At 54.9% G+C, this 25346-nt stretch carries 18 protein-coding genes; 10 read left to right on the top strand and 8 right to left on the bottom strand.

Going from position 1 to position 25346, the window contains the following annotated elements; all coding sequences use genetic code 11:
• The first annotated feature begins 83 nt into the window (after positions 1-83).
• The 3 genes from BMW31_RS02065 to BMW31_RS02055 are packed head-to-tail and all read left to right on the top strand — an operon-like array spanning position 84 to position 3547.
• On the top strand, positions 84-758 hold the full coding sequence (locus BMW31_RS02065; protein ID WP_091820474.1) for a succinate dehydrogenase/fumarate reductase cytochrome b subunit: 675 nt from the start codon (positions 84-86) through the stop codon (positions 756-758).
• A gap of 45 nt (positions 759-803) precedes the next feature.
• Positions 804-2750 carry a fumarate reductase/succinate dehydrogenase flavoprotein subunit gene (locus BMW31_RS02060; protein WP_091820471.1) on the top strand — a complete coding sequence of 649 codons (1947 nt, stop codon included), beginning with the start codon at positions 804-806 and terminating at the stop codon, positions 2748-2750.
• Between the two features lie 41 nt (positions 2751-2791).
• Positions 2792-3547, top strand: coding sequence for a succinate dehydrogenase/fumarate reductase iron-sulfur subunit (locus tag BMW31_RS02055; protein WP_091820469.1), 756 nt, complete (start codon positions 2792-2794; stop codon positions 3545-3547).
• A gap of 211 nt (positions 3548-3758) precedes the next feature.
• On the opposite strand, the gene BMW31_RS02050 is transcribed toward BMW31_RS02055, so the two are convergent.
• The 4 genes from BMW31_RS02050 to BMW31_RS02030 form a co-directional block, all read right to left on the bottom strand.
• A complete protein-coding gene (locus BMW31_RS02050; protein WP_255404787.1) occupies positions 3759-4514 on the bottom strand; it encodes a M15 family metallopeptidase in 756 nt (251 codons plus the stop codon).
• Positions 4515-4623: 109 nt separating this feature from the next.
• Complete coding sequence (locus tag BMW31_RS02045; protein WP_091820466.1) at positions 4624-6552, bottom strand: glycoside hydrolase family 97 protein; 1929 nt, start codon at positions 6550-6552, stop codon at positions 4624-4626.
• A gap of 619 nt (positions 6553-7171) precedes the next feature.
• Positions 7172-7381 carry a hypothetical protein gene (locus tag BMW31_RS02035; RefSeq protein ID WP_255404786.1) on the bottom strand — a complete coding sequence of 70 codons (210 nt, stop codon included), beginning with the start codon at positions 7379-7381 and terminating at the stop codon, positions 7172-7174.
• Positions 7381-9576 (bottom strand): T9SS type A sorting domain-containing protein, encoded by a 2196-nt coding sequence (locus tag BMW31_RS02030; protein WP_091820463.1) that lies wholly within the window; start codon positions 9574-9576, stop codon positions 7381-7383. Before BMW31_RS02030 ends, BMW31_RS02035 begins: the two co-directional genes overlap by 1 nt.
• Before the next feature lie 546 nt (positions 9577-10122).
• On the opposite strand from BMW31_RS02030, the gene BMW31_RS02020 reads away from it, so the two are divergent.
• From BMW31_RS02020 to BMW31_RS01995, 6 genes are all read left to right on the top strand, one after another.
• Positions 10123-11232 (top strand): helix-turn-helix domain-containing protein, encoded by a 1110-nt coding sequence (locus BMW31_RS02020; protein ID WP_091820460.1) that lies wholly within the window; start codon positions 10123-10125, stop codon positions 11230-11232.
• 270 nt (positions 11233-11502) lie between these two features.
• Positions 11503-12843: a THUMP-like domain-containing protein gene (locus BMW31_RS02015; protein ID WP_177166250.1), complete on the top strand. Its 1341-nt coding sequence runs from the start codon at positions 11503-11505 to the stop codon at positions 12841-12843.
• A gap of 54 nt (positions 12844-12897) precedes the next feature.
• On the top strand, positions 12898-14043 hold the full coding sequence (locus BMW31_RS02010; protein ID WP_091820458.1) for an N-acetyltransferase: 1146 nt from the start codon (positions 12898-12900) through the stop codon (positions 14041-14043).
• A 14-nt stretch (positions 14044-14057) separates the two neighbouring features.
• Entirely contained in the window at positions 14058-15191 is a 1134-nt protein-coding gene (locus BMW31_RS02005; RefSeq protein ID WP_091820455.1) for an N-acetyltransferase, read from the top strand.
• Positions 15192-15197: 6 nt separating this feature from the next.
• Positions 15198-17156 (top strand): DNA topoisomerase IV subunit B, encoded by a 1959-nt coding sequence (locus BMW31_RS02000; protein WP_091820454.1) that lies wholly within the window; start codon positions 15198-15200, stop codon positions 17154-17156.
• Positions 17157-17192: 36 nt separating this feature from the next.
• The gene (locus tag BMW31_RS01995; RefSeq protein WP_091820452.1) at positions 17193-18860 is read left to right on the top strand and encodes a S41 family peptidase; all 1668 of its coding nucleotides are present in this window, start codon (positions 17193-17195) and stop codon (positions 18858-18860) included.
• 420 nt (positions 18861-19280) lie between these two features.
• Here BMW31_RS01995 and BMW31_RS01990 read toward each other — a convergent pair whose 3' ends face one another.
• Together BMW31_RS01990 and BMW31_RS01985 are read right to left on the bottom strand one after the other, a co-directional pair.
• Positions 19281-20468 carry an FprA family A-type flavoprotein gene (locus tag BMW31_RS01990; protein ID WP_091820721.1) on the bottom strand — a complete coding sequence of 396 codons (1188 nt, stop codon included), beginning with the start codon at positions 20466-20468 and terminating at the stop codon, positions 19281-19283.
• Between the two features lie 7 nt (positions 20469-20475).
• Complete coding sequence (locus BMW31_RS01985) at positions 20476-21417, bottom strand: PfkB family carbohydrate kinase (protein WP_091820449.1); 942 nt, start codon at positions 21415-21417, stop codon at positions 20476-20478.
• A 78-nt stretch (positions 21418-21495) separates the two neighbouring features.
• On the opposite strand from BMW31_RS01985, the gene BMW31_RS01980 reads away from it, so the two are divergent.
• Positions 21496-22725: a M16 family metallopeptidase gene (locus BMW31_RS01980; RefSeq protein WP_091820719.1), complete on the top strand. Its 1230-nt coding sequence runs from the start codon at positions 21496-21498 to the stop codon at positions 22723-22725.
• A gap of 444 nt (positions 22726-23169) precedes the next feature.
• On the opposite strand, the gene BMW31_RS01975 is transcribed toward BMW31_RS01980, so the two are convergent.
• Positions 23170-23961 (bottom strand): cytochrome c biogenesis protein, encoded by a 792-nt coding sequence (locus BMW31_RS01975; protein WP_091820447.1) that lies wholly within the window; start codon positions 23959-23961, stop codon positions 23170-23172.
• A 48-nt stretch (positions 23962-24009) separates the two neighbouring features.
• Positions 24010-25296: a cytochrome c biogenesis ResB family protein gene (locus tag BMW31_RS01970; RefSeq protein WP_091820445.1), complete on the bottom strand. Its 1287-nt coding sequence runs from the start codon at positions 25294-25296 to the stop codon at positions 24010-24012.
• Positions 25297-25346: the final 50 nt, after the last annotated feature.

The raw sequence follows: 25346 nt of genomic DNA, 5'->3' as shown, positions 1-25346 counted from the left end.
TAGCTTTGGGTTGGTCTTTCGTGTTTTTCGTATAATTCTTAAAAATAATTTCTAACAGTTAAATAATTTAATTTCAATCATTTATGTGGTTAATCAATTCATCTATTGGTAGAAAAGTGGTAATGTCGGTAACCGGCATTAGCCTTATTCTATTCTTGACGTTCCACTGTTGCATGAATGTTGCCGCGTTCTTCTCCGGAGAGGCTTACAACATGGTTTGCGAGTTTCTGGGCACTAACTGGTATGCACTGGTTGGTACGATGGCGCTTGCCGTTCTGGCTGTATGCCATATCGTCTATGCGTTTATCCTCACCGCACAGAACCGCCGTGCACGTGGCAGCGAGCGTTATGCAGTGACTGACCGTCGGCCCGAAGTGAGCTGGGCCAGTCAGAACATGCTGGTGCTCGGCATCATCATTTTGCTCGGCCTCGTGCTTCACTTGTACAATTTCTGGGGGCACATGATGTTCGCCGAACTGGCCGACATCGAGGTGGCTCACAGCCCTTCGGATGGTTTTGCCTGGATACAGGACACTTTCTCTAATCCCGTATTCTCCATCCTTTATCTTCTTTGGATTTGCGCCATCTGGTTCCACCTCTCCCATGGTTTCTGGAGTGCTATGCAAACACTGGGCTGGAGCGGTAAGATTTGGCTCAAGCGCTGGCAGATGATTGGCCTGATTTACGTAACCATCCTGATGGCTATTTTCGCTTTTCTGGTTCTCTCATTCTGGCTTGGCTTTGCGCCGAGTCTTTAATGGCATTACATTATTTAATAGTAAACTTGTAAGAGATATAAGATTATGTCACAGTTAGATTCTAAGATACCTGAAGGCGCATTAGCCGAGAAGTGGACCAACTATAAAGCTCACCAGAAATTAGTTAACCCCGCCAACAAGCGTAAGCTCGACGTTATCGTTGTTGGTACCGGTCTGGCCGGCGCCTCGGCAGCGGCCTCTCTCGGTGAGATGGGTTTCCATGTCATCAATCTCTGCATTCAGGATTCCCCCCGCCGTGCTCACTCCATTGCAGCGCAGGGCGGTATCAATGCAGCCAAGAACTACCAGAACGACGGCGACTCCGTTTACCGCCTGTTCTATGACACCATCAAGGGTGGCGACTATCGCTCCCGTGAGGCCAATGTTTATCGTCTGGCCGAGGTAAGTGCCAACATCATTGACCAGTGCGTTGCCCAGGGCGTGCCTTTCGCCCGCGAGTACGGCGGCATGCTTGCCAACCGCTCCTTCGGCGGTGTGCAGGTTAGCCGTACGTTTTATGCCAAGGGGCAGACGGGCCAGCAGTTGCTGCTCGGTGCCTATTCCTCTTTGATGAAGGAAGTGAACAACGGTACCGTAGAGCTCCACACCCGCACCGAGATGGAAGACGTTGTTATCATCGATGGCCGTGCACGAGGCATTATCGCCAAGAACCTTGTTACCGGTAAACTGGAGCGTTACAGCGCCCATGCCGTTTGTATCGCCACCGGTGGCTACGGCAATACTTACTTCCTCTCTACCAATGCCATGGGTTGCAACTGCACTGCAGCCATCCAGTGCTACCGCAAGGGAGCCTACTTTGCCAACCCTGCTTTTGTGCAGATTCATCCCACTTGTATCCCCGTTCACGGCGACAAGCAGAGCAAGCTGACCCTGATGTCGGAGTCGCTGCGTAACGACGGTCGCATCTGGGTGCCCAAGAAACTCGAAGACGCCAAGAAGTTGCAGGCCGGAACCCTGCAAGGCAAGGATATTCCCGAAGAAGACCGCGATTACTATCTGGAGCGTCGTTATCCGGCCTTCGGTAACCTCGTGCCGCGCGACGTTGCCAGCCGCGCCGCCAAGGAGCGTACCGACAAGGGCTTCGGCGTTAACAATACAGGCCTCGCCGTGTTCCTCGACTTCTCCGAAGCCATTGAGCGCCTTGGCAAGGATCGCGTAGAGCAGCGCTACGGCAACCTCTTCGACATGTACGAAGAGATAACCGACGTGAACCCCTACGAAAACCCGATGATGATATTCCCTGCCATCCACTACACAATGGGCGGCATCTGGGTTGACTACGAGCTGCAGACAACCGTCAAGGGACTGTTTGCCCTCGGCGAGTGCAACTTCTCCGACCACGGTGCCAACCGTCTCGGAGCCTCGGCTCTTATGCAGGGACTCTCCGACGGCTACTTCGTCATTCCCTACACCATGCAGAACTATCTCAGCGACCAGATTACCGTTCCCCGCTTCTCCACCGACCTTCCTGAGTTCGACGAGGCAGAAAAGGCCGTACAGGCAGAGATTGACCGTCTCTTCAACATTAAGGGTGACGAGAGCGTTGACTCCATCCACAAGAAGCTCTACCACATCATGTGGGACTACGTAGGCATGGCCCGCAACAAGGAAGGGCTGGAGAAGGCCCTGCAGATGCTCAAGGATATCCGTAAAGAGTTCAACGAGCACGTGCGTATCCCCGGCGAAAAGGAAGGTCTCAACGTAGAACTTGACAAGGCCATCCACCTGCGCGACTTCATCACGATGGGCGAGCTCATTGCCTACGACGCGCTCAACCGCAATGAAAGCTGCGGCGGACACTTCCGCGAGGAGAGCCAGACCGAAGAAGGCGAGGCCAAGCGCGACGACGAGAACTACATGTACGTAGCCTGCTGGAAGTACGAAGGCTCCGATGAGGTAGCACCAACCCTCTACAAGGAAGACCTCAACTACCAGTACATCAAGGTACAGACACGTAACTACAAGAGCTAAGAGTTGACAGGTAATATTAATAGTTAAAGGAGAAATTCAAAATGGATACAAATATAAGTTTCACACTTAAAGTATGGCGTCAGAACGGACCCAAGGCCAAGGGTCACTTTGACACTTTTGAGATGAAGGATATCCCGGGCGATACCTCTTTCCTCGAAATGTTGGATATCCTCAACGAGCAGCTCATCGAAGACGGCCAGGAGCCGTTCGTATTCGACCATGACTGTCGCGAGGGCATCTGCGGTATGTGCTCACTCTACATCAACGGTCATCCCCACGGCCCAGGCCAGGGGGCCACAACCTGCCAGCTCTACATGCGCCGTTTCAGCGATGGCGACGTTATCACCGTCGAGCCGTGGCGTTCGGCCGGTTTCCCGGTTATCAAGGACTGTATGGTCGACCGCTCCGCTTTCGATAAGATTATCGCTGCCGGCGGTTACACCAGCGTGCGTACTGGCCAGGCCCAGGATGCCAATGCCATCCTTATTTCCAAGGAGGCAGCCGACGAAGCCATGGACTGCGCTACCTGCATTGGCTGCGGAGCCTGCGTGGCAGCCTGCAAGAACGGCTCTGCCATGCTCTTTGTAAGCTCTAAAGTGAGCCAGCTCGCGCTGCTGCCGCAAGGCCGTCCGGAGGCTGCCAAACGTGCCAAGGCCATGGTTGCCAAGATGGAAGAGCTGGGCTTCGGTAACTGCACCAACACCCGTGCCTGCGAGGCCGAGTGCCCCAAGAACGAGTCCATTGCCAATATAGCCCGTCTCAACCGCGAGTTCATCAAGGCAAAACTGAATGATTAACCCACTTCACATAAAAAAATCCCTGCCTCCGAAAGGATGGCAGGGATTTTTTTTATGTGGTAATTGATAATTGAGAATGGACAATGGATAATGATGATTAGCTTTTTGCTCATATCCTGTCGGATAAGGAAAATAATCAGGAACGTGCCCTCACAAAACTAATCATCATTATCCATTGTCCATTCTCAATTATCCATTACAAGCGAGTTCTTTATTTTATCACCTTATAATATTTCCTGGCCTGGGCTCGGGTGCGGAAGTTGAAGTGCCACCACTCTGTGCGCAGCGCCTTGAAGCCGGCGTAGCGCATCACCTCGCGCAGCAACCGGCGGTTTTGCAGCGCCTTGCGTGTTATGCGTCCCGTGGCTACCAGCTGGTTCTCGCGGTCTATGTGGGCTGCAGCGCCCATGTAATCAATCTTGGTTCCCATTTCGAGCGTGTCGCCTCGTAGATTGCAGAGTGTGATGTCAACCGCCAGTCCGTAGTTGTGCAACCCGCCGCCGTGGGCAGGATTTGAGACATAGAAATCCTTTGAAGTATTCTTCACCTTGTCCCACATCTTCTGTTGTATGCTCATGGGGCGGGCTGCATCGTACACTTTCAGGCTCAGGTCGGGGCGCAGCTGCTTCAGTCTTTTCTGGGCAACAACCAGCGCTTCGGCCGCCCTCGGGTGCAGGTAGGCCTCGCGCAAGTCGTCGTAGAGCACGCTGCCCGTAAAGTTGTCGGGCCGCGCATACATCAGCGACACGAATATAGAGGGGTCTTTCTTCTGCACGTTCACGTATCCCCGCTGCTCCAGACTCTGTGCCGTCCGGCTCAAAGGAGAAGGAGTGAAGGAGAAGAAGAGGCAGAGGCAGCCCACCACAGTGGCCCTCTTCCAACCTCTCCTAATGGAGTGGGAGGCAGAGAGCCTACCCCGACCCTCCCAATGGGAGGGAAAGAGTTCATCATCAAAACAAATCATCATTCTCAATTATACATTGTCAATTCTCAATCTCAGTCTCTGTTCCCCCCTTTGGGAGGGTTAGGGTAGGCTTCCCCCTCTCCCTTTGGGAGGGAAAGATGGGCTTTGGGACTTATTCTATCACTCCTGCCCAGCCGCCGTTGCGTGCCAATTTGAGTTCCAACTGCGTGGAGTTGTCCACATTGCGCACTGTGCGGTGGCAGTCGCGGGCCATTTGGTCGGCATTGAGGCCATCCTCGAAGGCGGTGAGCCTGCCGCTGCACTGCAGGAAGTCGAGGTTCACGGTAATGCTGCGGGGCTGCCCGTTCGTCATGGCTCCAATGTACCACCGGCTGCCTTTGCGGCGTGCCACGACGATGTACTGCCCCAGTTGCGAGGCCAGCACGCGCGATTCGTCCCACGTAACGGGCACTGCGATGATGAAATCGGTACACTCCGGCAGGGTGTCATATACCTGCGGATTGTCCGACAGCATCTGGATGCCGCTCTGGAACACCACGTACAGCGCCAGCTGATAGGCCCGCGTGCCGATGCTCATGGGCATCTCGGCGGTGGAATGGGCGTTTTCCGGCTGCGCACAGGTCAGTATGCCCGGCGTAAAATCCATGGGCCCCACGGCGTTGCGGATAAAAGGCAGCCACACCGAGTTGGCCGGCGTGCAGCCGTTACCCTGCTCCTGACCGCGCACGCCCTCGTACGAGAGCAGGTTAGGATACCGCTTCTCCAGCCCCGCAGGCTTGTAGGCGCCGTGGAAGTCGATGAGCAGATGGTGGCGCGCCGCTGCCTGCACGGTGCGCTCGTAGTAGTTAACCATCTGCTGGTCGGTGCGGTTCATGAAGTCAATCTTGAACCCCGCCACGCCCATCTTGCCGAAGTGCTCAAACACGTCGGGATGTTTCTCCGTGCAGAGCCACGTCATCCAGAGTATGAGACCTACGCCCCGCTGCCGTCCGTAGGCTATGAGTTCGGGCAGATTGATGCCCTCCACCGTCTCGTAAGGGTTCTGCGTGTTGCGTGCCCAGCCCTCGTCAAGGATGATGTAGGGTACATGGTGGCGCGCCGCAAAATCGATAAAGTACTTATAGGTCTCGTTGTTTACGCCGCACCTAAAGTCAACCCCCTCGAACCGGCGGCCGCTCAGCCAGTCCCAGCTCACCTGTCCGGGCTTTATCCAGCTGCAGTCCTTCAGCTCGCAGGCAGCCCCCAGCCGCTCTGCCATGCCGTTAAACACCAGCCGGTCGTCGTCTTTCGCAATGACAAAGTAGCGCCAGGGCAGGCTCCGGCGGCCTGCAGTGCGGGCGATGTAGTTACGGGTCGACACGATGTTGAAGTGCCTGTCGCCCACGGGCGAGAGTTCTTTGGGATAGGCGGGGAACTCGGCCTTGAGCCCTCCCTGCCCGTTGCTCCTGACAAAGAAGCCCGGATAATCCCACTGGTCGGCCTCCGATAGCAGCACCTTGTATCCCCCGCCGGTCTCCCAGAGCAGCGGCAGGTTGAGCATGCCGTCGGCAGGTTTCAGCTCCGATGGGCTGAAGTGTGAGTACGGTTCCTCGTAGGCAGTGTAGAGCCCGTCGGCCTTCTGCGCGTGCACCGTGCAGCTCGTGGGCAGCCCGATGTCCAGCGTTTCGTCGTTCACCGCTATCTCTCCCTTCCTGTCCAACACCAGGCGGTAGGCCACTCCGTTGTCGTAGGCGCGCCATTCCACGGCCCAGTGGCCTTGCATCTTCACCAGCAGGTAGTTGTACCGGTTGCTTACGGTGGCGCTGTTTGTAGCTATGGGGGGCTTCACCGTGGCGTTAACCGAGCCGTGCTTCACGCTTTGCAGCTTGGCGCCGTTGTCCAGCTGGCGGCCGTCAACGGTCAGTCCCAGCGTGTTGTCGGCCATTATGGGGCGGCCGTCGGCGTAAACGGAGTAGGTTATCCGGTTGCCCACGGTTAGCTCCACCTTGAGTTTGCCGTCGGGCGAGAGCAGGGTGAGCGGTGCGGCCTGGGCCATACAGCCCAGCAGGAGGCATGTTAACAGTAGCAGTTTCTTCTTCATGAGTCTTTAGTTTTTGGTTTATGCAGCAGTGTGAGTGTGTTGCCAGTGCAAATATACTTAAATTAGACCGACCCTGCAAACCAAAACCCGAAATAAAAAAAACGCCTCCGTTATCACAACGGAGACGCAGCCAAACAAAAACTCAAGTTATATCAAATTTACACAGATTAATTTTTTAAGTAGTATTCAGTTGGGAATACTAAGTCTACATCTTATATAAAATTGGTTTGTTTTTTGCTTTCCAGAAACCCTCACGGGTCTCAATGGATAATGCAAAGGTAACGCGGCCACGACAGAAAATTATTGTCAACGACCAAGAAAGATTTGTTTTCACACAAAACTAATTTGTCATAGGGTAGGAAAGGGGCTGATGACAAGCGCAGGAAATAAGGAACCTTTTCGATGAAATGGGCTTAAATAGCTTCTTTCTCCTTGTTTGCGAGCTCGCCGTAGCAAGAAGAATAAAAGTTGCTATGACGAATTTCAGCGTGCGTAAAGACCCAAAAAAACTTCCTCCCGCCCTACCTTTGCATGAAAGGAAGAACGGAAGGAAGTCCTTATACTGTATAAAAATCAGGCAGGAAAGGTGTGGCGCCGTGTGGCCTGATCTGCTTCTGGCTTAATGCCAGTCGGTAGTTTCTTCTTTATCGTCGCCAAACCAAGGCTTAGAACCTATACCACCCGGAGGATTGCCAGGCGTTACAGGACCCGGTTCTTCATTATCTCCGTTTTGAATAGTACTTGCTCCTGGGGTCTGCAGCAGTTCTTCTGCATCCATATACACCACCTCTACCTGAGGCTGAACATAACTGTTTTTCTTCATTTCCATTATTTTACTATGATTTTACGTTTGTTGTAGATGTACACTCCCTTAGGTAATCCTTCTAAGGAAGTGGCGTTGCTGCGCACTACCTGGCCGTTCAGGTTGTAGACGGTTCCGCTTTCCGTAGAGTTATCGGTCTCAATGCCGTCGATGGCAGTTACCGTTCCAAAGTCTTGACCATCAATAGAGAACGTAAAGAATTTGGCTGCAGCTGCATCACCTGTAGCAATCCAGCACCTGAAACCATTAATGGACAGATCACTCTGGGTAAAGTACCACTTGCCATCGTTGGCACCTAATACATAGGAATAGGCCGGAACTATATTAGTATCTTGCTTTATCATAGAGCCACAGAACTGCAGCTTGCCGTCAATAGTGGTTGTGGGCTTCGATTGCTCTTTCACAATAGCCTCGGGTGCAGCGGCCAGCGTTACGTTGTTAATAACAAAGTAAGGAGCCTGTACGGTAATGGTTGTACCGCTTTTTAGCGTCTTTTTGTACTCGCCACCGGTTACATTGGCGCCGTGAGTGGGCATCATGATGTACAGTTTGCCTGCTTCTATGGCGTTGGTGTTGTCATCGGAGAGATTAACCGACTTGAAGATGATGCGCGATTTTCTGTTGGGGTCTTGTCCTTCGAGCTTAGAGAGTTTGGCATCGCTGCCGAATGCGGTCTTAAACTGGGCTGCGGTGAGGCTCACGGGCAGTGTGATGGTGTTCCAGATGCCCTCTTTGAGTGTGCGTTTCAGGATGAGTGTGTAGGCGTTGTTGGCGTCTGCCTGCTGTACCATGTAATCAACAGAGGTCTGCATCTCGTCGAGTACGAGGTCGCGGTTACCGCAGTACTGTAGCTGGAAGTTGTCGAAAGCGGTCCAGTCGGCTGGCATGTTAGAGCCTTCTACGCGGATGCCGATGTCCAGCTTGTCACCGTCGTTAGGCACGTAAACCATGATGGAGTTGGTATATTTGCCTTTTTCGAAGAGCTTGGCGGCCTTTACGTATGGGCTCTCCCGCTGCGTTTCCTGGTCAGTATACTCGTGGGTAAGCTCATCTACGGTGTAGCTGAATTCCTTCTTGAATACATTTAATAAGGTGGAAACGCTGGAGGAACCATTAGACTGGCCCTGTACGTTGGCAAAGAGGTACGACTTGAGAGATGACGACGGCTGAAGCCAAGGCCACTGCCATGTCGGAGTCTGCACGCCAGGACTGTAGAAGCCGTCACAAGAAACGCGATACCAGCCCTTCTTGAGTGTGGTAACAGTCTGCGTGAGCGAGCCGTTGGCATTGGCATTGCGGTTCACATTGCGCACCGAGCCAATCCAGTAGCGGCCGTAAGACCTCTGGTAAGCGTTGCTTCTGTAGCAGCCCATGCCCACGTAGTAGGTGTAGCGGCCGTCGGGATAGAACCTGTAGGTAGTGCCATCCACCATTGCATAGCTGAACCGACTGTCGGCTTTCCATTCTCCAACCTTGATGTTACTGCGGTTGAAATCTTGGTCGTGGATGAGGAAAGAGGCGTCGGCAGGGTCTTCGTCGGAAGCATATTGCTCCTTGAAAGCCTCCTTCATGTCTTTCAGCGTAACGATTTTCCACAGTCCGTTGTTGTCATTAACTGTACCGGGATAATCCAGTTCCAGGCGGTTAGACCCGTCAGTGGGCCCCGACATCACGTGCAGATAGCGGTTGCCTTGCATATTATACTGCCACTCATCATTGAAGCAGCTTATTTTGTAGGTCTTGCTGCCGGCCGAAGTTTCCTCGAACTTCCAGTCGCGTATGCCGTTGTTGTGGCCATTAATTTGCGTACTGCGGTCGCAGTACACGCGGTTCCAGCTCACGGGGTCGTTGTCCTGGGTATCCATTTTGCGGCCGAAGGCGATGTTGTTGCCCTCGGGGGTGTTCGTTACACCCTGCATGCGGTAGAGCCCATTGTCGCCATTGGTAACCTTGATGGGCATGCCCACGTTGTAGGCAGATACGCTGGTGCCCCAGTGGCTGCCTACATTGAGAAACTTGTGGGTACCCACGTTGTAGAGAAACACCGTGTTCATGTCTGCATCGGCGTTATTAATCACGGTCGAGATAGAATTACCTACCCACTCGTGATTGCCGTCTTGCCCTTGCGCCATGCTGCTGCAAGGAGCGAATAGCCACAGTAAGGCCATGGCTATTCCCCAAAGAGTAAAAGTTCTTTTCATTTCTAAGTTTTAACTAATTCTTATTTCTTGATATTTTAATAGACCTATCAGGGTGTTACTTTTCATCTTTTGCACCGGCGCTGCGCATGGCGCCTGTTAAATAAGGATTTCTTCTGCATTCTTTTGTCGGTTTTTCGCGCCTTTTCGTCGTGGTTAGCTGTTGTTGCCGGCCTTGCGCAGAAGGTTCCGTTTGGTCTTTTCACAAAGACGGGGGCAAAGATAACGCTTTTATACATAACGGACAAACAATTTAACATAAAATAAAAATAAATTTCTTTGTCATGCTGCAACGGGGTGTAAAAACCACGGTTGGGGAACTTTTGACAGGTGTCGCATAATCGTTTGACAAGTGTCGCATAATCGTGCGACAAGTGTCGAAAGTTGGCAAAGACGCTCTTCGGCACCTCTGCCGACCCCTTGCCGTACCCAGCGGGCAGGCTGGCGGAAACGGAGGTTATTCGTTAAAAAAGGTGTATTTTATAGAGTAAACGGCGGTATTTCGCGATTTTGTTCTATCTTTGTTCGTCAACCTACATCAAAAAGCCTATGCTACAGCTATTGTACATATCTACTTTTTTGGCGCTGCTCGTTATGCTGGTGTGCACGTGCCTGGTGTTTTTCCACGGGCGCAACTCGAAAGACGAAGTCTACAACGTCCAGCGCAGAATCATTGTCTCGTGTATGTTAGTAATGGTGGCGTCGCTGCTGCTTTCGTTTACGCGTAATCGCGACGGGCAGATAGAGGTGCTGCAGGCGTGGTCTATGCTGATGTACTACTTGGTGTTCGAGGGGTTCTTTTTTGCTTCTACGGCCTTTAACCGCGACTTTTACTACCATGACAAGTCGTACTGGGTTTTCTTCAACAACATTGCCGTGCTGGTGCTGCTCACCATCCTGTACGTACACTACGTGATAGATTATAACGACCACTTCATGTCTCTGCGTGATTTCAGCGCTGCCTACAGCATGGGCATGCTGAGTTTCTATACCCGCATGGCGGCCATCTTCTGCCTCACGGGCTACATTGTCATCATGTCGGTGCTCATTTACCAGTCGTTCGCCAGGCGTTTCAGGGAGTGGCGGGCCACGCGCAACTTGCAGTGGCGCACCACGCGGCTGGGGCGCGTGCTCATGTTCTGGCTGCTGGTGCTGGTCGCGATGTATGTGGGGCTGTTTATCAACGAACCGCTCTACCACGTTGTCGTTATGCTGCTTACGTGCGGCCTCTTTGTGTATGCAACGGAAGGTTACCTCAAGTTCTACCGCGTAGTGGAGCAGAAGGACGACGACGAGGGGCTGGAGGAGCTGCGCGAGCGCATGCGCACGTGGCTGGGCAGGGAGCCGTTTCCGCTGCAGCAGTCGAATATCACGATGGACGAAGTGGCTACGGCCATCGCCGTGTCGCGCGACGACCTTTCTCATTATATATACGACGTGTTCGGACTCACCTTTACCTCGTGGCTGAGCGACTGCAAGCTGAACTACTGCCGCAAGCTGCTACGCACCACGGACCTGAGTATGTCGGAGATTGCCTACCAGGCCGGGTACGGCGGGCTGGCTGCCATGAGCAAGGCCTTCAAGCACAAATACGGCATTCCGCCGAGCCACTTCCGCAAGCATTCGGTGCCGAGTGATGAGGAAAGTGATGACGTTTAATTGATAATTGAGAATGGATAATTGATAATGAACAATTGATAATTGATAATTGACAATTGATAATTATGATTAGTTCGGAGGCAAAACGTCCTCCCTTTTTGAGGGATAAGGGGTTCTCTTCTGGCTTAAAGCACCCTCCCTTGGGAAGGGCAGGGGTAGGTTCTCGCTCCTTTGGAGGCGATGAGGGGGACTTCCCCTCCTGTAATTGAGAATTGAGAATTGATAATTAACTGCTGGTAATTGATAATGGACAATTGATAATGGATAATTATGATTAGCTCGGAGGATAGGCTTCTCTCCTTTGGGAGGGCTGGGGTAGGCTCCCTTGATAGAGCCGAGGCGGACTCTTCCGCCTCTTTCATTTCCTCCCATGCCGATGATGATGTGCGGGAGCTGGCGCTGAAGATACCGAAGGATGCCGACTTCGACGTGCCGTTCGTGCTCGACCAGATAGCGGGACGGCAGCAGGCCAGGGCCAAGTTGCCGTCGTGGGCAGCCATTGACGGCATCGTTTATCCGCCCCACCTCGCGCTGGAGCAGTGCTCGTCGGAGGCTGCGGCACGCTATAAGGCGGCTGTGCTGGCTGAGTGCATGGGCAGCGGAGGCGGAGGAAACGCTGACGGAGAACCGGCCGACGGCCTGCTGGTTGACCTAACGGGCGGCTTCGGGGTAGACTTTGCCCTGATGGGGCGCTGTGTTCGGCGAGCCGTGTACGTGGAGCGGCAGGAGCAGCTGCACGCTGTGGCAACGCATAACCTGAGCCTGCTGGGACTGCACGAGGTGCAGACGGTGTGTGCCGACGGCACGGACTATCTGCACACCATGCCCGTGCTCACAGCCGAGGTGGGTCCGCAGCGGCCGCCCGTGGTGGTGTTTCTCGACCCTGCCCGCAGAGATGCACACGGCCGCAAGACCTATGCCATAGCCGACTGCACGCCCGATGTGCTGGCGCTGCGTGACGAGCTGCTGGCCAAGTCGGACTTTCTGCTGCTCAAGCTCTCGCCTATGCTCGACATCAGCGAGGCCGTGCGAGAGCTGGGACAGGAGTATGTGCGCCAGGTGCACGTGGTGTCGATGGGCGGCGAATGCAAGGAGCTGCTGCTCGTGCTGTCGCACCGCAGCCGGCAGCCGGCCGAGCTCTGCTGCGCAAACGATGGCAGCGTGTTCTCCTGCCTGCTGGATGAGGCCGGGCTGCAGACCGTGCCCACGCTGGCCTCGGCTGCCGAGCTGGCTCCTGGCCGGCAAGTGCTGCTGGTGCCCAATGCCTCGGTCATGAAGGCCGGCTGCTTTGGCGCGCTGTGCCGCCGGTTCGGGTTGCGGGCCGTGGGCAGCAACTCCCATCTCTTTGTGGCTGCCGAGGTGCCGGCCGGTTTCCCTGGCCGGGTCTTCAGCGTAGAGGCTGTTACGTCGATGAACAAGAAAGAGCTGCGCCGCGCACTGGCCGGCATCCGCCGGGCCAACGTAGCGGTGAGGAACTTTCCGCTGTCGGTCGCCGGGCTCCGTAAGCGCCTCAAAATAGCCGACGGCGGCGATGTCTACCTCTTCGGCACCACCACCGGGCGGCAGGAACACACCTTAATAATATGCAAAAAACCGGATGAGATTTTGTAATATGCGTGTTTTTTGTTATTTTTGCACGTTTAAAGCAATAAATAACAACCAACGATGTCATCCGTAGTAGTCAAGAAAGTTGAAACCAAGAAAGAACTCAAGGCCTTTATAGAGTTCCATTACGATTTGTATGAAGGCAATGAGTTCGATGTGCCGACTTTGTTTAATGACGATTTCAATACACTGAGCAAGGATAAGAATGCAGCTTTCGACTTCTGCGAGTCGGAGTATTATCTCGCCTGCCGCGACGGAAAGGTCGTGGGAAGGGTGGCTGCCATCATCAACCACAGGGCCAACGAGAAGTGGAACCGCAAGGATGTACGCTTCGGATGGATAGACTTCGTGGACGACATGGAGGTTTCCGCCGCCCTGCTCAAGGCCGTAGAAGACTGGGGCCGCGCCCGGGGAATGAAGGAGATTGTGGGCCCGCTGGGCTTTACCGACATGGACCCGGAAGGCATGCTCACCTGGGGGTTCGACAAGCTGGGTACCATGGCCACCATCTACAACTATCCCTACTATCCCCGGCACATGGAGACGCTGGGCGGATGGGAGAAGGACAACGACTACGTGGAATACTTTCTGGAGGTGCCAGAGCAGGTACCGGAGAAGTATGCCAAGATAGCCGAGATGATTGAGAACCGCTACAACCTGCACGTAAGGAAGCTGACAAAGAAGGACATTTACCAGGGCGGCTACGGCCACAAGCTCTTCGCGCTCATCAACGACACGTATCAGGACCTCTACGGCTTCTCGGAACTCACCCAGCGGCAGATAGACCAGTACGTGAACATGTACATTCCGGTGGTGGACCTGAACCTGATTACGGTGGTTGAAGACGGCAATGCCGACAACAAACTGGTGGCAATGGGCATTACGATACCCTCGCTGAGCCGCGCGCTGCAGAAGTGCCGGCGCGGCAGGCTGTGGCCTCTGGGCTGGTGGTATCTGCTGCGCGCTATCAAGTGCCACAAGACCGAGGGCGTGGATTTGCTCCTGATGGGCGTCCTGCCCGAGTACAGGGCCAAGGGCGCCAACGCCCTGCTGTTTGCCGACCTCATACCCCGCTACCAGGCCTACGGCATCAAATGGGGCGAGAGTCAGGTGGAAATGGAGAACAATGAGGGCGTACAGAGCCAGTGGGGGCCGCTGAACCCAATTAATCACAAACGCCGCCGCTGCTATAAGAAAAGCCTGTAAGTAAACGAAGCAAGATGATAGAGATTCAGAAAGTGACGGACAAGAAAGGCCTCAAAGCCTTCATCAACTTCAGAACCGAACTGTATCGTAATTGTGAATTCGCCGTTCCTTACCTCTATATAGACGAAGAAGCCACACTGAGAAAAGACCGCAACGCCTCCTTCGAGTGCTGCGATGCCGACTACTTCCTGGCCATCAAGGATGGAAAGATTGCCGGAAGGGTGGCTGCCATCATCAACCGGCGCTCCAATGAGCAATGGAATACGAAGGACGTACGCTTCGGATGGTTCGATTTCATCGACGATACCGAAGTCTCAAAAGCACTCATGCAGACCGTGGAAGCATGGGGCGCAGAGCGGGGAATGACGCATGTGGTAGGCCCGATGGGCTTTACCGACATGGACCGGGAGGGCATGCTGGTGGAAGGCTTCAACGAGGAAGCCGCCATGTACACCAACTACAACTATCCCTACTACGTCGACCACATGGCACGGTTGGGCGGATTTGCCAAGGACAACGACTATGTGGAGTGCGAAATCAGGATACCCGACGAGGTTCCTGACAAGATAGAGCAGATTTCGAGGATGATAGAGCGGCGCTACAACCTCCATGTACGGAAGCTCTCACGCCGCGAACTCATGAAAGAGGGCTATGGCCGCAGGATATTCGAGATGGTGAACGAAACCTACAAGGACCTGTACGGATACTCGCACTTGTCGCCAAGACAGATAGACCAGCTCGTGAGTTCGTACATCAAAGTGGCCGACCTGAACCTCGTAACCGTGGTAGAAGACCGGAACGAGGACAAGTTCGTGGGCTTCGGCATCACGTTTCCGTCCTTCTCCAAGGCCCTTAAGCAGAGCGGGGGCAGGCTGTTGCCCTTCGGATGGATAGACATGCTCAAGACTATCAAGTACCACAACACCGAAAAAGTGGACCTGTTGCTCGTAGGGGTGCTGCCCCAGTACCGCGACAAAGGTGCCAACGCGCTCATCATCAGAGACCTTATACACTGGTACAGGCAGTACGGTTTCAAGTGGGCAGAGACCATGCAGCAGATGGAAACCAACACGAAAGTGCTCAGCCAGTGGCAATATTTCGACGCAAGAGTGAACAAGCGGCACCGCTGTTTTAGGAAAGAAATCTGATAGATAATGGAAATAAACGACAATACCCAAAACCATCAGCAGGTAGAATACACGGATGATAACATCCGGCACTTGTCGGATATGGAGCATGTGCGTACCCGTCCGGGCATGTACATAGGCCGGCTGGGCGACGGCTCGCTGCCCGAAGACGGCATCTACGTGCTCCTCAAGGAGGTTATCGACAACTCCATCGACGAGTTCAAGATGCACGCAGGCGACCGTATCGAGGTGGATATCGACGAAAACCTGCGCGTCTCGGTGCGCGACTACGGCCGAGGCATCCCGCAGGGAAAGCTCGTTGAGGCCGTGAGCATGCTCAACACGGGCGGTAAATACGACTCCAAGGCTTTCAAGAAGAGCGTGGGACTGAACGGAGTCGGCGTGAAGGCCGTCAATGCCCTGAGCTCCCGCTTCGAGGTGAAGTCATATCGTGAGGGCAAGGTGCGCGCCATCACCTTTGCCAAGGGCATCAAGCAGGAAGACCACACCGGCAAGACAAAGGACGAAGACGGCACCTACATCTTCTTTGAACCCGACAACACGCTCTTCAAGGACTACAGTTTTCACGATGAAATCGTGGAAACCATGCTGCGCAACTATACCTACCTGAACTCCGGACTCACCATTATGTACAACGGCAGGCGCATCAAGAGCCGCAACGGACTGGAAGATTTGCTTAACGACAGCATGACTACCGACGGTCTCTATCCCATTGTTCACATCGTGGGTGAGGACATCGAGATTGCTTTCACGCACACCAACCAGTACGGAGAGGAATATCACAGCTTCGTGAACGGCCAGAACACCACGCAGGGAGGTACCCACCAGAGCGCTTTCAAGGAGCATATTGCAAAGACCATCAAGGAATATTTCGACAAGAACTACGAGTACACCGACATCCGCAACGGCATTGTGGCGGCCATCGCCATCAACGTTGAGGAGCCTGTCTTCGAGAGTCAGACCAAGATAAAGCTCGGCTCAACGCTCATGGCGCCGGGCGGCGACACCATTAACAAGTACGTGGGCGACTTCATCAAGCGCGAGGTAGACAACTTCCTGCACATCCACAAGGATGACGTTGCCGACCCCTTGGAGGCCAAAGTGAAAGAAAACGAGCGCGAGCGCAAAGCTATGGCCGGCGTGACCAAGATGGCCCGCGAGCGTGCCAAGAAGGCCAACCTGCACAACCGCAAGCTGCGTGACTGCCGCATCCACTACTCCGACACCAAGAGCGACCGCAAGGAGGAATCTTGTATCTTCATTACCGAGGGCGACTCGGCCAGCGGCAGCATCACCAAGAGCCGCGACGTGAACACGCAGGCCGTGTTTTCGCTGCGCGGAAAGCCGCTCAACTGCTTCGGTCTGACCAAGAAGGTGGTGTACGAGAACGAGGAGTTCAACCTCCTGCAGGCGGCTCTCGACATTGAGGATGGTCTCGACACGCTGCGCTACAACAAGGTGATTGTGGCCACGGATGCCGATGTCGACGGCATGCACATCCGCCTGCTCATCATCACCTTCTTCCTTCAGTTCTTCCCCGAGCTCATCAAGAAAGGCCACGTCTACGTGTTGCAGACGCCCCTCTTCCGCGTGCGCAACCGCCGCACCAAGATAAAAGACAAGCAGGTGATAGAGGATGCCGATGTCCGCATGGGCACAAAGGAGAAGCGGAGCGACTTCATCACCCGCTACTGCTATACCGACGAGGAGCGTCGCAAGGCCATTCAGGACCTTGGGCCCGACCCTGAAATCACCCGTTTCAAGGGTCTCGGCGAGATTAGTCCCGATGAATTCGCCCATTTCATCGGGCCCGACATGCGCTTGGAGCAGGTAACCTTGCATAAAACCGACCAGGTGCAGAAGCTCCTGGAATACTATATGGGCAAGAATACGATGGAGCGGCAGAACTTCATCATCGACAACCTGGTGGTAGAGGAAGACCTACCCGAAGAACTGGAAGCCTGAAGCACAGGCTCGTAAACCGACATAGAACAACGCAACATGAACGCTACAAGCAAACCGATAACCCTCCGGAGAGCGGAGAAAGGCGGAACTTCCGGTTCCTGCACACCATTGGCGGCACGCCTTTTCGCCTGCTTTCTCTTTTGTATCTTTACCCTTTTCCCCCTTTCGGTGCCGGCACAACTGCGCTTTAACTTCGGCAAAGAGAGCCCTGTACGCAAGCTGCAGGTGGCCGAAATGGCGATATCGAACCTCTACGTAGACTCCGTTGACGAGCAGAAGCTCGTGGAAGACGCCATCCGCGGCATGCTGGAGAAGCTCGACCCGCACTCAGCATACAGCACGGCCAAGGAAACCGAGGCCCTTAACGAGCCGCTCGAAGGCTCCTTCGAGGGCATTGGCGTGCAGTTCAACCTCATTCAGGACACGCTGCTCGTTATCCAGCCGGTCATCAACGGGCCCTCCGAGAAGGTCGGCATCGTGGCAGGAGACCGCATCGTGGCGGTAGACGACACGGCCATAGCCGGCGTAAAGATGCCTCGGGAGGAAATCATGCGCCGCCTGCGGGGCCCCAAAGGCACCAAGGTAAGGCTCACCGTGGTGCGCCGCGGCATAGCAGATAAGCTCTTCTTTACCGTTACACGCGCCAAGATACCTGTCAAAACCATTGATGCCGTCTACATGTTGCGCCCGCAGGTGGGCTACATCCGCATCAGCAGTTTTGGCGCCACAACCTACGGGGAGTTCATGGAAGGCGTCGAAAAGCTAAGGCAGGAAGGCATGCGCGACCTCGTACTCGACCTCCAGGAGAACGGAGGCGGCTACCTGCAGGCCGCCGTACAGATAGCCAACGAGTTCCTGCACAAGAACGATCTCATTGTCTACACCCAAGGACGGAGGGCCCCGCGCACCGACTTCAAGGGCGAGGGCAACGGCAAACTGATAGACGGCAGGGTGGTGGTGCTGGTCAACGAGTTCACTGCTTCGGCTGCCGAGATTGTCACCGGCGCCATCCAGGACCAGGACCGCGGACAGGTAGTAGGGCGCCGCACCTTCGGCAAGGGACTCGTACAGCGTCCCGTGCCGTTCCCCGACGGCTCCATGATGCGCATCACCGTGGCCCATTACTATACGCCATCGGGCCGTTGCATCCAGAAACCGTACACGAAGGGCGACATGGAGGACTATGCACGCGAGCTTGACAACCGCTACAAACACGGCGAACTCTACAGTGCCGACAGCATCCACTTTGCCGATTCGCTCAAGTTCTACACCCTGCGCCGTCACCGCACGGTCTATGGAGGGGGCGGCATTATGCCCGATTTCTTCGTTCCTCTTGACACCACGCAGTACACAAGGCTGCATCGGGAACTGTCGGCCAAGAGCATCATCATCAATGCCGACCTGAAGTACATCGACAACAACCGCAAGAAACTGCAGCAGCAATATCCTGATTTTGCCGATTTCATCGCGCATTATGAGGTTCCGCAGAGTCTTACGGACGAGATACTGCGCGAGGGCGAGAAGCAGAAAGTGAAGCCCCGCGATGCCAAGGAACTGCAACAAACGCTCCCGTATCTTAGGTTGCAGCTCAAGGCTCTCATCGCCCGCGACCTTTGGGACATGACGGAATACTTCCAGATTATGAACCAGGTGAACCCGATAGTGCAGAAGGCAGTCACGCTGCTGGTGCCTGCAAAGAAGTAGCCGATAGCCTTCGGTCATATATATAAAAAGGAGACAGCCGCCCAAAGCTGTCTCCTTTTTTCGTTTCCCGGCCTCAATATCTTTCTTCCTGCTGTTTCCTCCTGCTTTTGTAAGCTACTATTATATATAAGATAGTGTATAAGTGTTGCTGTTAGCTGCCTGTTTGTCATCCCCTCCTTCGCCTCCCCTTTCCAAGGGGAGGTTACCGGTTAGTTTCATTGCTTATTCGATACAGCATGTCACTGATAACCAGCGGGCGGGCGCCAGGGTATCCTCCCCTTAGAAAGGGGAGGCGGAGGAGGGGATGATTGCAGCGGGAGTGGAGCGTGGAAAGGGAGGAAACGCCAAGGCGGCGATACCGGGCTGACACTTTGGTCAGGAGGTATCGCCGCCTTGGTGGGGGAATAGTTGGATGGTGGGTTATTCTGCCAGCAGCTTTGCTGCCATGGCGCGGCCCAGTGCCTCGCACTTGGCAACCACCTCGGGGGTGAGGCCCTGCTTCATTTCAACGGGCTCGCCAACCGGCTCAAAGTGCAGGCACTGCTCGTTCCACTTGGCTATCTTGCTCACGGCCTTGCTGGCCCAGGAGTAGCTGCCGAACCATCCGATGTAGTGGTTCTTGATGTCTCGGTTGGCTATCTCGGACAGCAGGACGTCCATCTCGTGGTAGAGGCCGTTGTTGTAGGTGGGCGCACCCACGATGAGACCTTTGAAGCGGAAGAGGTCCTGCAGGATATAAGAGTGGTGAGTCTTCGACACATTGAACATTCCTATGTTCTTTACGCCGGCCTCGGAGGCTGCGCGGGCGATAATTTCGGCCATCCGTTCGGTGTTTCCGTACATCGTTCCGTAGCAGATAACCAGGCCTGTGCCGGCCTCGTAACGGCTCATGTGGTTGTACATCTCTACCACCTTGGGCACGTACTTGTGCCAAACGGGGCCGTGGGTAGAGCAGATGTAATCTATCTTTAGGCCTGCGAGCTTCTTCAGGGCGTTCTGTACGGGCGTACCGTACTTGCCTACAATGTTGCTGTAGTAGCGCGTCATCTCGAGCCAACACCAGTCGGTGTCGATTGCTTCGTCTATAATGCCGCCGTTCAGTGCTCCGAAACAGCCAAACGCATCGCCCGTAAAGAGCACGTTGTCGGTGGTGTCGAATGTCATCATGGTCTCGGGCCAGTGCACCATCGGGGTGAGGTAGAACTCCAGCTTATGGGTTCCCAGCTCGATGGAATCGCCGTTTTTTACCTCTATCTGTCCGTCCTTGATGCCGTAGAAGCCAGCCATCATGTCGAAGGTCTTCTTGTTTCCTATCACCTGTACGTCCGGGTAGTATTTGCGCATGAGCGCGAGCGAGCCGCTGTGGTCGGGCTCCATGTGGTTCACAACCAGGTAGTCGATGGGCCGGTCGCCAAGAACGGCGCGTATGTTCTCGATGAATTGGGTAAAAAAGTCAACCTCCACGGTGTCTATCAGGCACACTTTCTCGTCGTCAATCAGATAAGAATTGTATGAAACACCGTAAGGCAAGGGCCACAAACCCTCGAAGAGAGCCTTGTTGCGGTCGTTAACTCCTACATAGTAGACCTTGTTTTTAATTTCCTTCATATACATCTTATTGGTTTAGATTTGCTTTCATTCGGGCGCCGAAGTCGTTGGAAACGTAGTTGTAGATGTCCTTGCAGCACTCTGCCGAGAACAGCTGTCCGCACTCCATCACGTGGTTCCACTGCTCGGCGGTAAGTCCCCGGTCTATGTCTTGGCGCATGACGCCGTACTTCAGCATGCCGTAGATGAAGCCGGCGTTGAAGTTGTCGCCCGCTCCGATGGTGCTCACGGCGGCTGCCTCCACAATGGGATACGACTGCCTGAACCCGTTCTCGGCCCTCACCTCGGCGGGCGAGTTGCCCTGAGTGTAGATAAACTTCTTGCAATAGAAAGATATCTCGGCGTTGTAAACCTTGTCGGCGTTGTCCATCTTGTACAGTATGGCAAAGTCTTCGGAACTTCCGCGCACGATGTCGGCAAGCTCCAGGTTCTCTATCAGGTTGGGTGTAACCTTCATGATTTCGTTTTTGTGCGCGGAACGGAAGTTCACGTCGTAGTACAGAATGGCCCCCCGGTCGCGTGCATAGTCAAGGAAACCGGCCACCTGCGGGCGCACCACGGGGTTAACGGAGAAGAAGGAGCCGAACACCACGATGTCGTCGCGCTGCACGTCGGGGAACTGGAACTCCAGCTGGTCGTGCGGATGGTCCTTGTAGAACAGGTAGTCGGCATTGTTCTTCTCGTCGAGAAAGGCCAGCGAGATAGGCGACTTGGAGTCCGGAAACACGCTTACGTTGTCGGCATTCACCCCGTTCTGTCTCAAGAAGTCAATCACGTACTTGCCCACCCGGTCGTTTCCGGCCTCGCTGATGAAGGTTGCATCCACGCCGGAGCGCCCCAGCGAGATGAGACAATTAAACGAGGAGCCTCCGGGAACGGCGCTGATGGGCTGCCCGTTCTTGAAGATGATGTCGAGAACTGTCTCTCCTATTCCAATAACTTTACGCATGTATTAATTCGTTTGCCATGCAAATATACTGTAAATCGGATGAAATTCAAAAAGAATTTGCGTATTTTTGCGGACGCAATGAAATATAACACCTTTACTTTAGCCAACGGATTACGCGTTATCCACGAGCCTCTTGCAGCCCAGGTCGTTTACTGCGGCTACGGCATCTACGCCGGCACGCGCGATGAAATGGCCGGAAAAGAGGGCCTGGCCCACTTCTGCGAGCACACCACCTTTAAGGGAACGGCCCACCGCAGCGCCTCCAACATCCTGAACAGTCTCGAGAGCGTGGGCGGCGACCTCAACGCCTTTACCAACAAGGAGAACACTTTCTACCACGCGGCGGTCATGAAGAAGGACGTTGCAAAGGCCGTTGACCTGCTTACCGATTTGGTTTTCCACGCTACCTACCCGCAAAACGAGATAGAGAAGGAGGTAGAGGTCATCTGCGATGAAATCGAGAGTTACAACGATTCGCCGTCAGAACTCATTTACGACGAGTTCGACAACCTCGTCTTCGCGGGCACTCCGCTGGGCCACAACGTACTGGGAACGGCCGAGCGGGTACGCTCTTTCACCACTGCCGACGCCCTTCAGTTCACCGCTGCCCACTACCGGCCGGGCAACATGGTGTTCTTCATCTCCGGAGATGTTGACTTCGACAGGCTCGTCAGCCGCCTCGAACGCCTCACCTCCGACCTGCCGCCGTCGCCCATCCACGTATCAACGCCGCAGGAGAGCCGCCTGCCGGCCTACGAACCGCAAGAGATAGCCGTAGGCCGCAACACCCACCAGGCCCACTTCATCACGGGCTGCCGCACGTTCAGCGCCTTCAGCGACCGCAAACCGGCCCTCTGGCTGCTCACCAACATACTGGGAGGCACCGGAATGAATGCCCGGCTCAACCTGACACTGCGCGAACGCAACGGCCTGGTGTACACCGTAGAGAGCTTCTTCGGCCTTTACCAGGACACGGGCGTGTGGACCACCTACTTTGGATGCGACGAGAGCGACCTTCGGAAGTGCCGCCGGCTGATGCGCCGCGAGTTCGACAAGCTCATGGACAAACCCCTCTCGCCTGCCGCCCTGCAAACGGCCAAGCGCCAGATGTACGGCCAGCTGGGCATTGCTGCCGACAACCGCGAGAGCAACATACTGGCCGTGGCGCGCCTGTACCTGAAGTACGGCTGGCTGAAGAGCATCGAGTGGCAGCACGAGCACATAGAGGCCGTTACGGCCGAGGACATCCGCCAGCTGGCCCAGGACATGCTGCAGGAGCAGCACCTCACCACGCTCATCTTCCGTTAGGCCGCCATTCGGCATGACACCTGCTTCATGCTGGTTTCGTATATCTATCGTTCAAGCCCCTTGAAGGTATGCTTCAAGGGGCTTGAACATGCCCTTCAGCGAGCTTGAAAGACACCTTTTATTTTCCTGCTCGTAACCTTCTGATTTTTAACGGTTTACAGTCTGCGTTCTTCGCAGTACGTTTTTGGGTATCTGCTCCTAACGTTGCCGAGGCTCATCCCTTCCTCCGCCTCCCCTTTCCAAGGGGAGGATACCGGTTTGACTTGCAGCTTTATCTCCATGAATTAATTGCAGCTAACAGGCCACTCCACAGCAGCAGAAAAATTACTCTGTTACTCTGTCTTTGATAACCGACAGCAGCAGAAAAACTACTCTGTTACTCTGTCTTTAAAAACCGACAGCAGCAGAACGAATACTCCGTTACTTTGTGTCTCTAAAAATCAGCTACCCCAAGTTGTAAGTGTGAACACTTACGCCCCTGGCCGACGGCAGATAGTTGATGCCCCACCAGCACATCTGCAGCAGCACGAAGCTGCCAACGAGCAGCCACAGGGCCGTGCGCGGCGCTATCTGCCTGTTGTGGCGCAGGTGAATGTACACCAGATAGGCCAGCCACGTGGCCGCCGCCCAGGTTTCTTTGGGGTCCCAGGCCCAGTAAGTGCCCCAAGCCTCCTTGGCCCACAGGGCTCCGAAGAGCATGCCGAAGGTGAGGAAAGCCCAGCCCACATATACCAGATTGTCGCAGATGTCCATCTCCTGCTCCGTCACCGGCCGCCCCTTGCGGAAGAAGAGCAGGTAGACGGCCATGACGAAGGCCGCTCCCAGCAGCGCGTAAGAGAACATGTAGACGATAACATGGGGTGCAAACCAAGGGCTCTGCAGGGCAGGCATGAGCGTCTTGCTGTGTATTTCGGGCTTAAAGATGTTCACACTGATGAACACGGCAGCCAGCAGCGTGGAGAAAGTGAGTATCCACTTGTATTTCCACCGGCCGTAGACAATGAGCCCGGCCAGCGGCAGGAAGAAGCTGTACCACAGTCGGGTTTCGCCCATTGTGCGCAGGGGAGGCCGCTCCAGGGTTATCCACATGAGCACGATGTAGGCCAGAAACACGGCCAGTCCTATGCCCGTGGCGGCATAAACGAGAGCTGTGCGCTGCTTCCAGGCCGCCCATGCGCCCGCTGTCCAGCAGAGCAAAGCTGCCAGGGCAAAAAGAATAAAGTAGTTCCAAGTCATAGATAAAACTTCTGCTTGCCCTCTCCCGGGGAGAGAGCTTCGTTATGTTTACTTGTTATTTGAAGTGTGCGGGAAGAACAACATTAGCAAGGCACCGGCCAGGAGCAGGAAGATACCGACGTAGACGAGCGGCAGCCAGGGGTCTGTAACCAGCTCGAAGATGCTCATGTTGCTCCATTTGCCCATCTGTTCGTTGTAGCTCAACTGGTATATTTTCCACCCCGCTATGCTGTAAGGCTTGTTAACTTCGACCACGGTGGCCACGTTCTGCCCGTTGCGGGTGTAGATTTCGATGTCCGAGACAAAGCGCCTGGGCTCCCTGTTGGGCATCACCAGCGTGTGCGTGGCGTCGAGTTTGAGTGTCTGCATGCCAAACATGTAGCTGCCGCACGACACCCATCCCTCTTTTTTTTCGTTGCCTCTGGAGGCCTCTACGTAGAGTGCACAGGCCGCGCCGGGCTGTTTCCACTCCGTAAAGCCGTTGCTGTTGCGCGCCAGCCCGAGCGAGTCCATGCGCATCATGTGCATCATCTGGGGCGGCATCTTGCCCGCCATGCTGCCCAGTGTGGCCGGTGCGGCGTTCTCGATGCGGCGCAGCAGGCGGATGGTCCAGCCCTGCAACGTGCCTGAACGGAAGGAGCTGTCGGCTGTAAGGCTCGCCGGCTTGCCGTGAGGCAATGGTAATCCCTTGCCGTCGGTCATCATGAGCTTGGGCGGATACTCGTCGATGGTGAATTGGTTGAGCTGAATGGCTATGGGTAATTCGTGCACCTGCTGCCTGTCATCAAGTGCCCGCCACTCCGGTTGGCCCTCCATGCAGTACATCTTGAGGCGCTGCATGTCGGCACTTCCAAGCGTGGCAGCCGTCAGAGCGATAAAAATACCCACGTGACTGACGAGCGCAGGCAGCCTTCGCCACGAGAAGTGGGCGAGCTGGTGGATGGCTGCCTGGGCCACGATGGCCGTCATCCAGACGTAGGTAAGCACAAAGGGCCAGTAGCTAAGCATACGTGTAAGCCCCACGGGGTCGGCAGGCGGACTGCCTTCGGCTACCTGCCGGGTGAGTCCCATGAGGACTGTCATCAGGGCGGCAGCCGCCAGTGCGGGCACTGCAGCATAGGAGGTGGTTATGAACCGGCACGCATACACACGGCTGCGCAGCAGGTAGGCCACCGCCAGAAACAGCAAAAAAACAGCCAGCACAATCGCATTGGCCGGCCACATGAATATTTTCCACTCCACCGGGCCAACGGTCAGTTGCAGCAATTCTCCCGTAACAAGGAGCCCTACGGCAATGGCCGTGCCCTCTTTATATCTCCAAAGTTGTGTCCACATATATCAAAATGCACCGTCGTTGCTTGGCAGAAAAGCCGTACGGACGGGTG

The sequence above is a fragment of the Prevotella sp. kh1p2 genome (genome assembly GCF_900111525.1).
Taxonomy (GTDB): Bacteria; Bacteroidota; Bacteroidia; order Bacteroidales; family Bacteroidaceae; genus Prevotella.
This window is presented reverse-complemented; position numbering and strand designations above follow the sequence as displayed.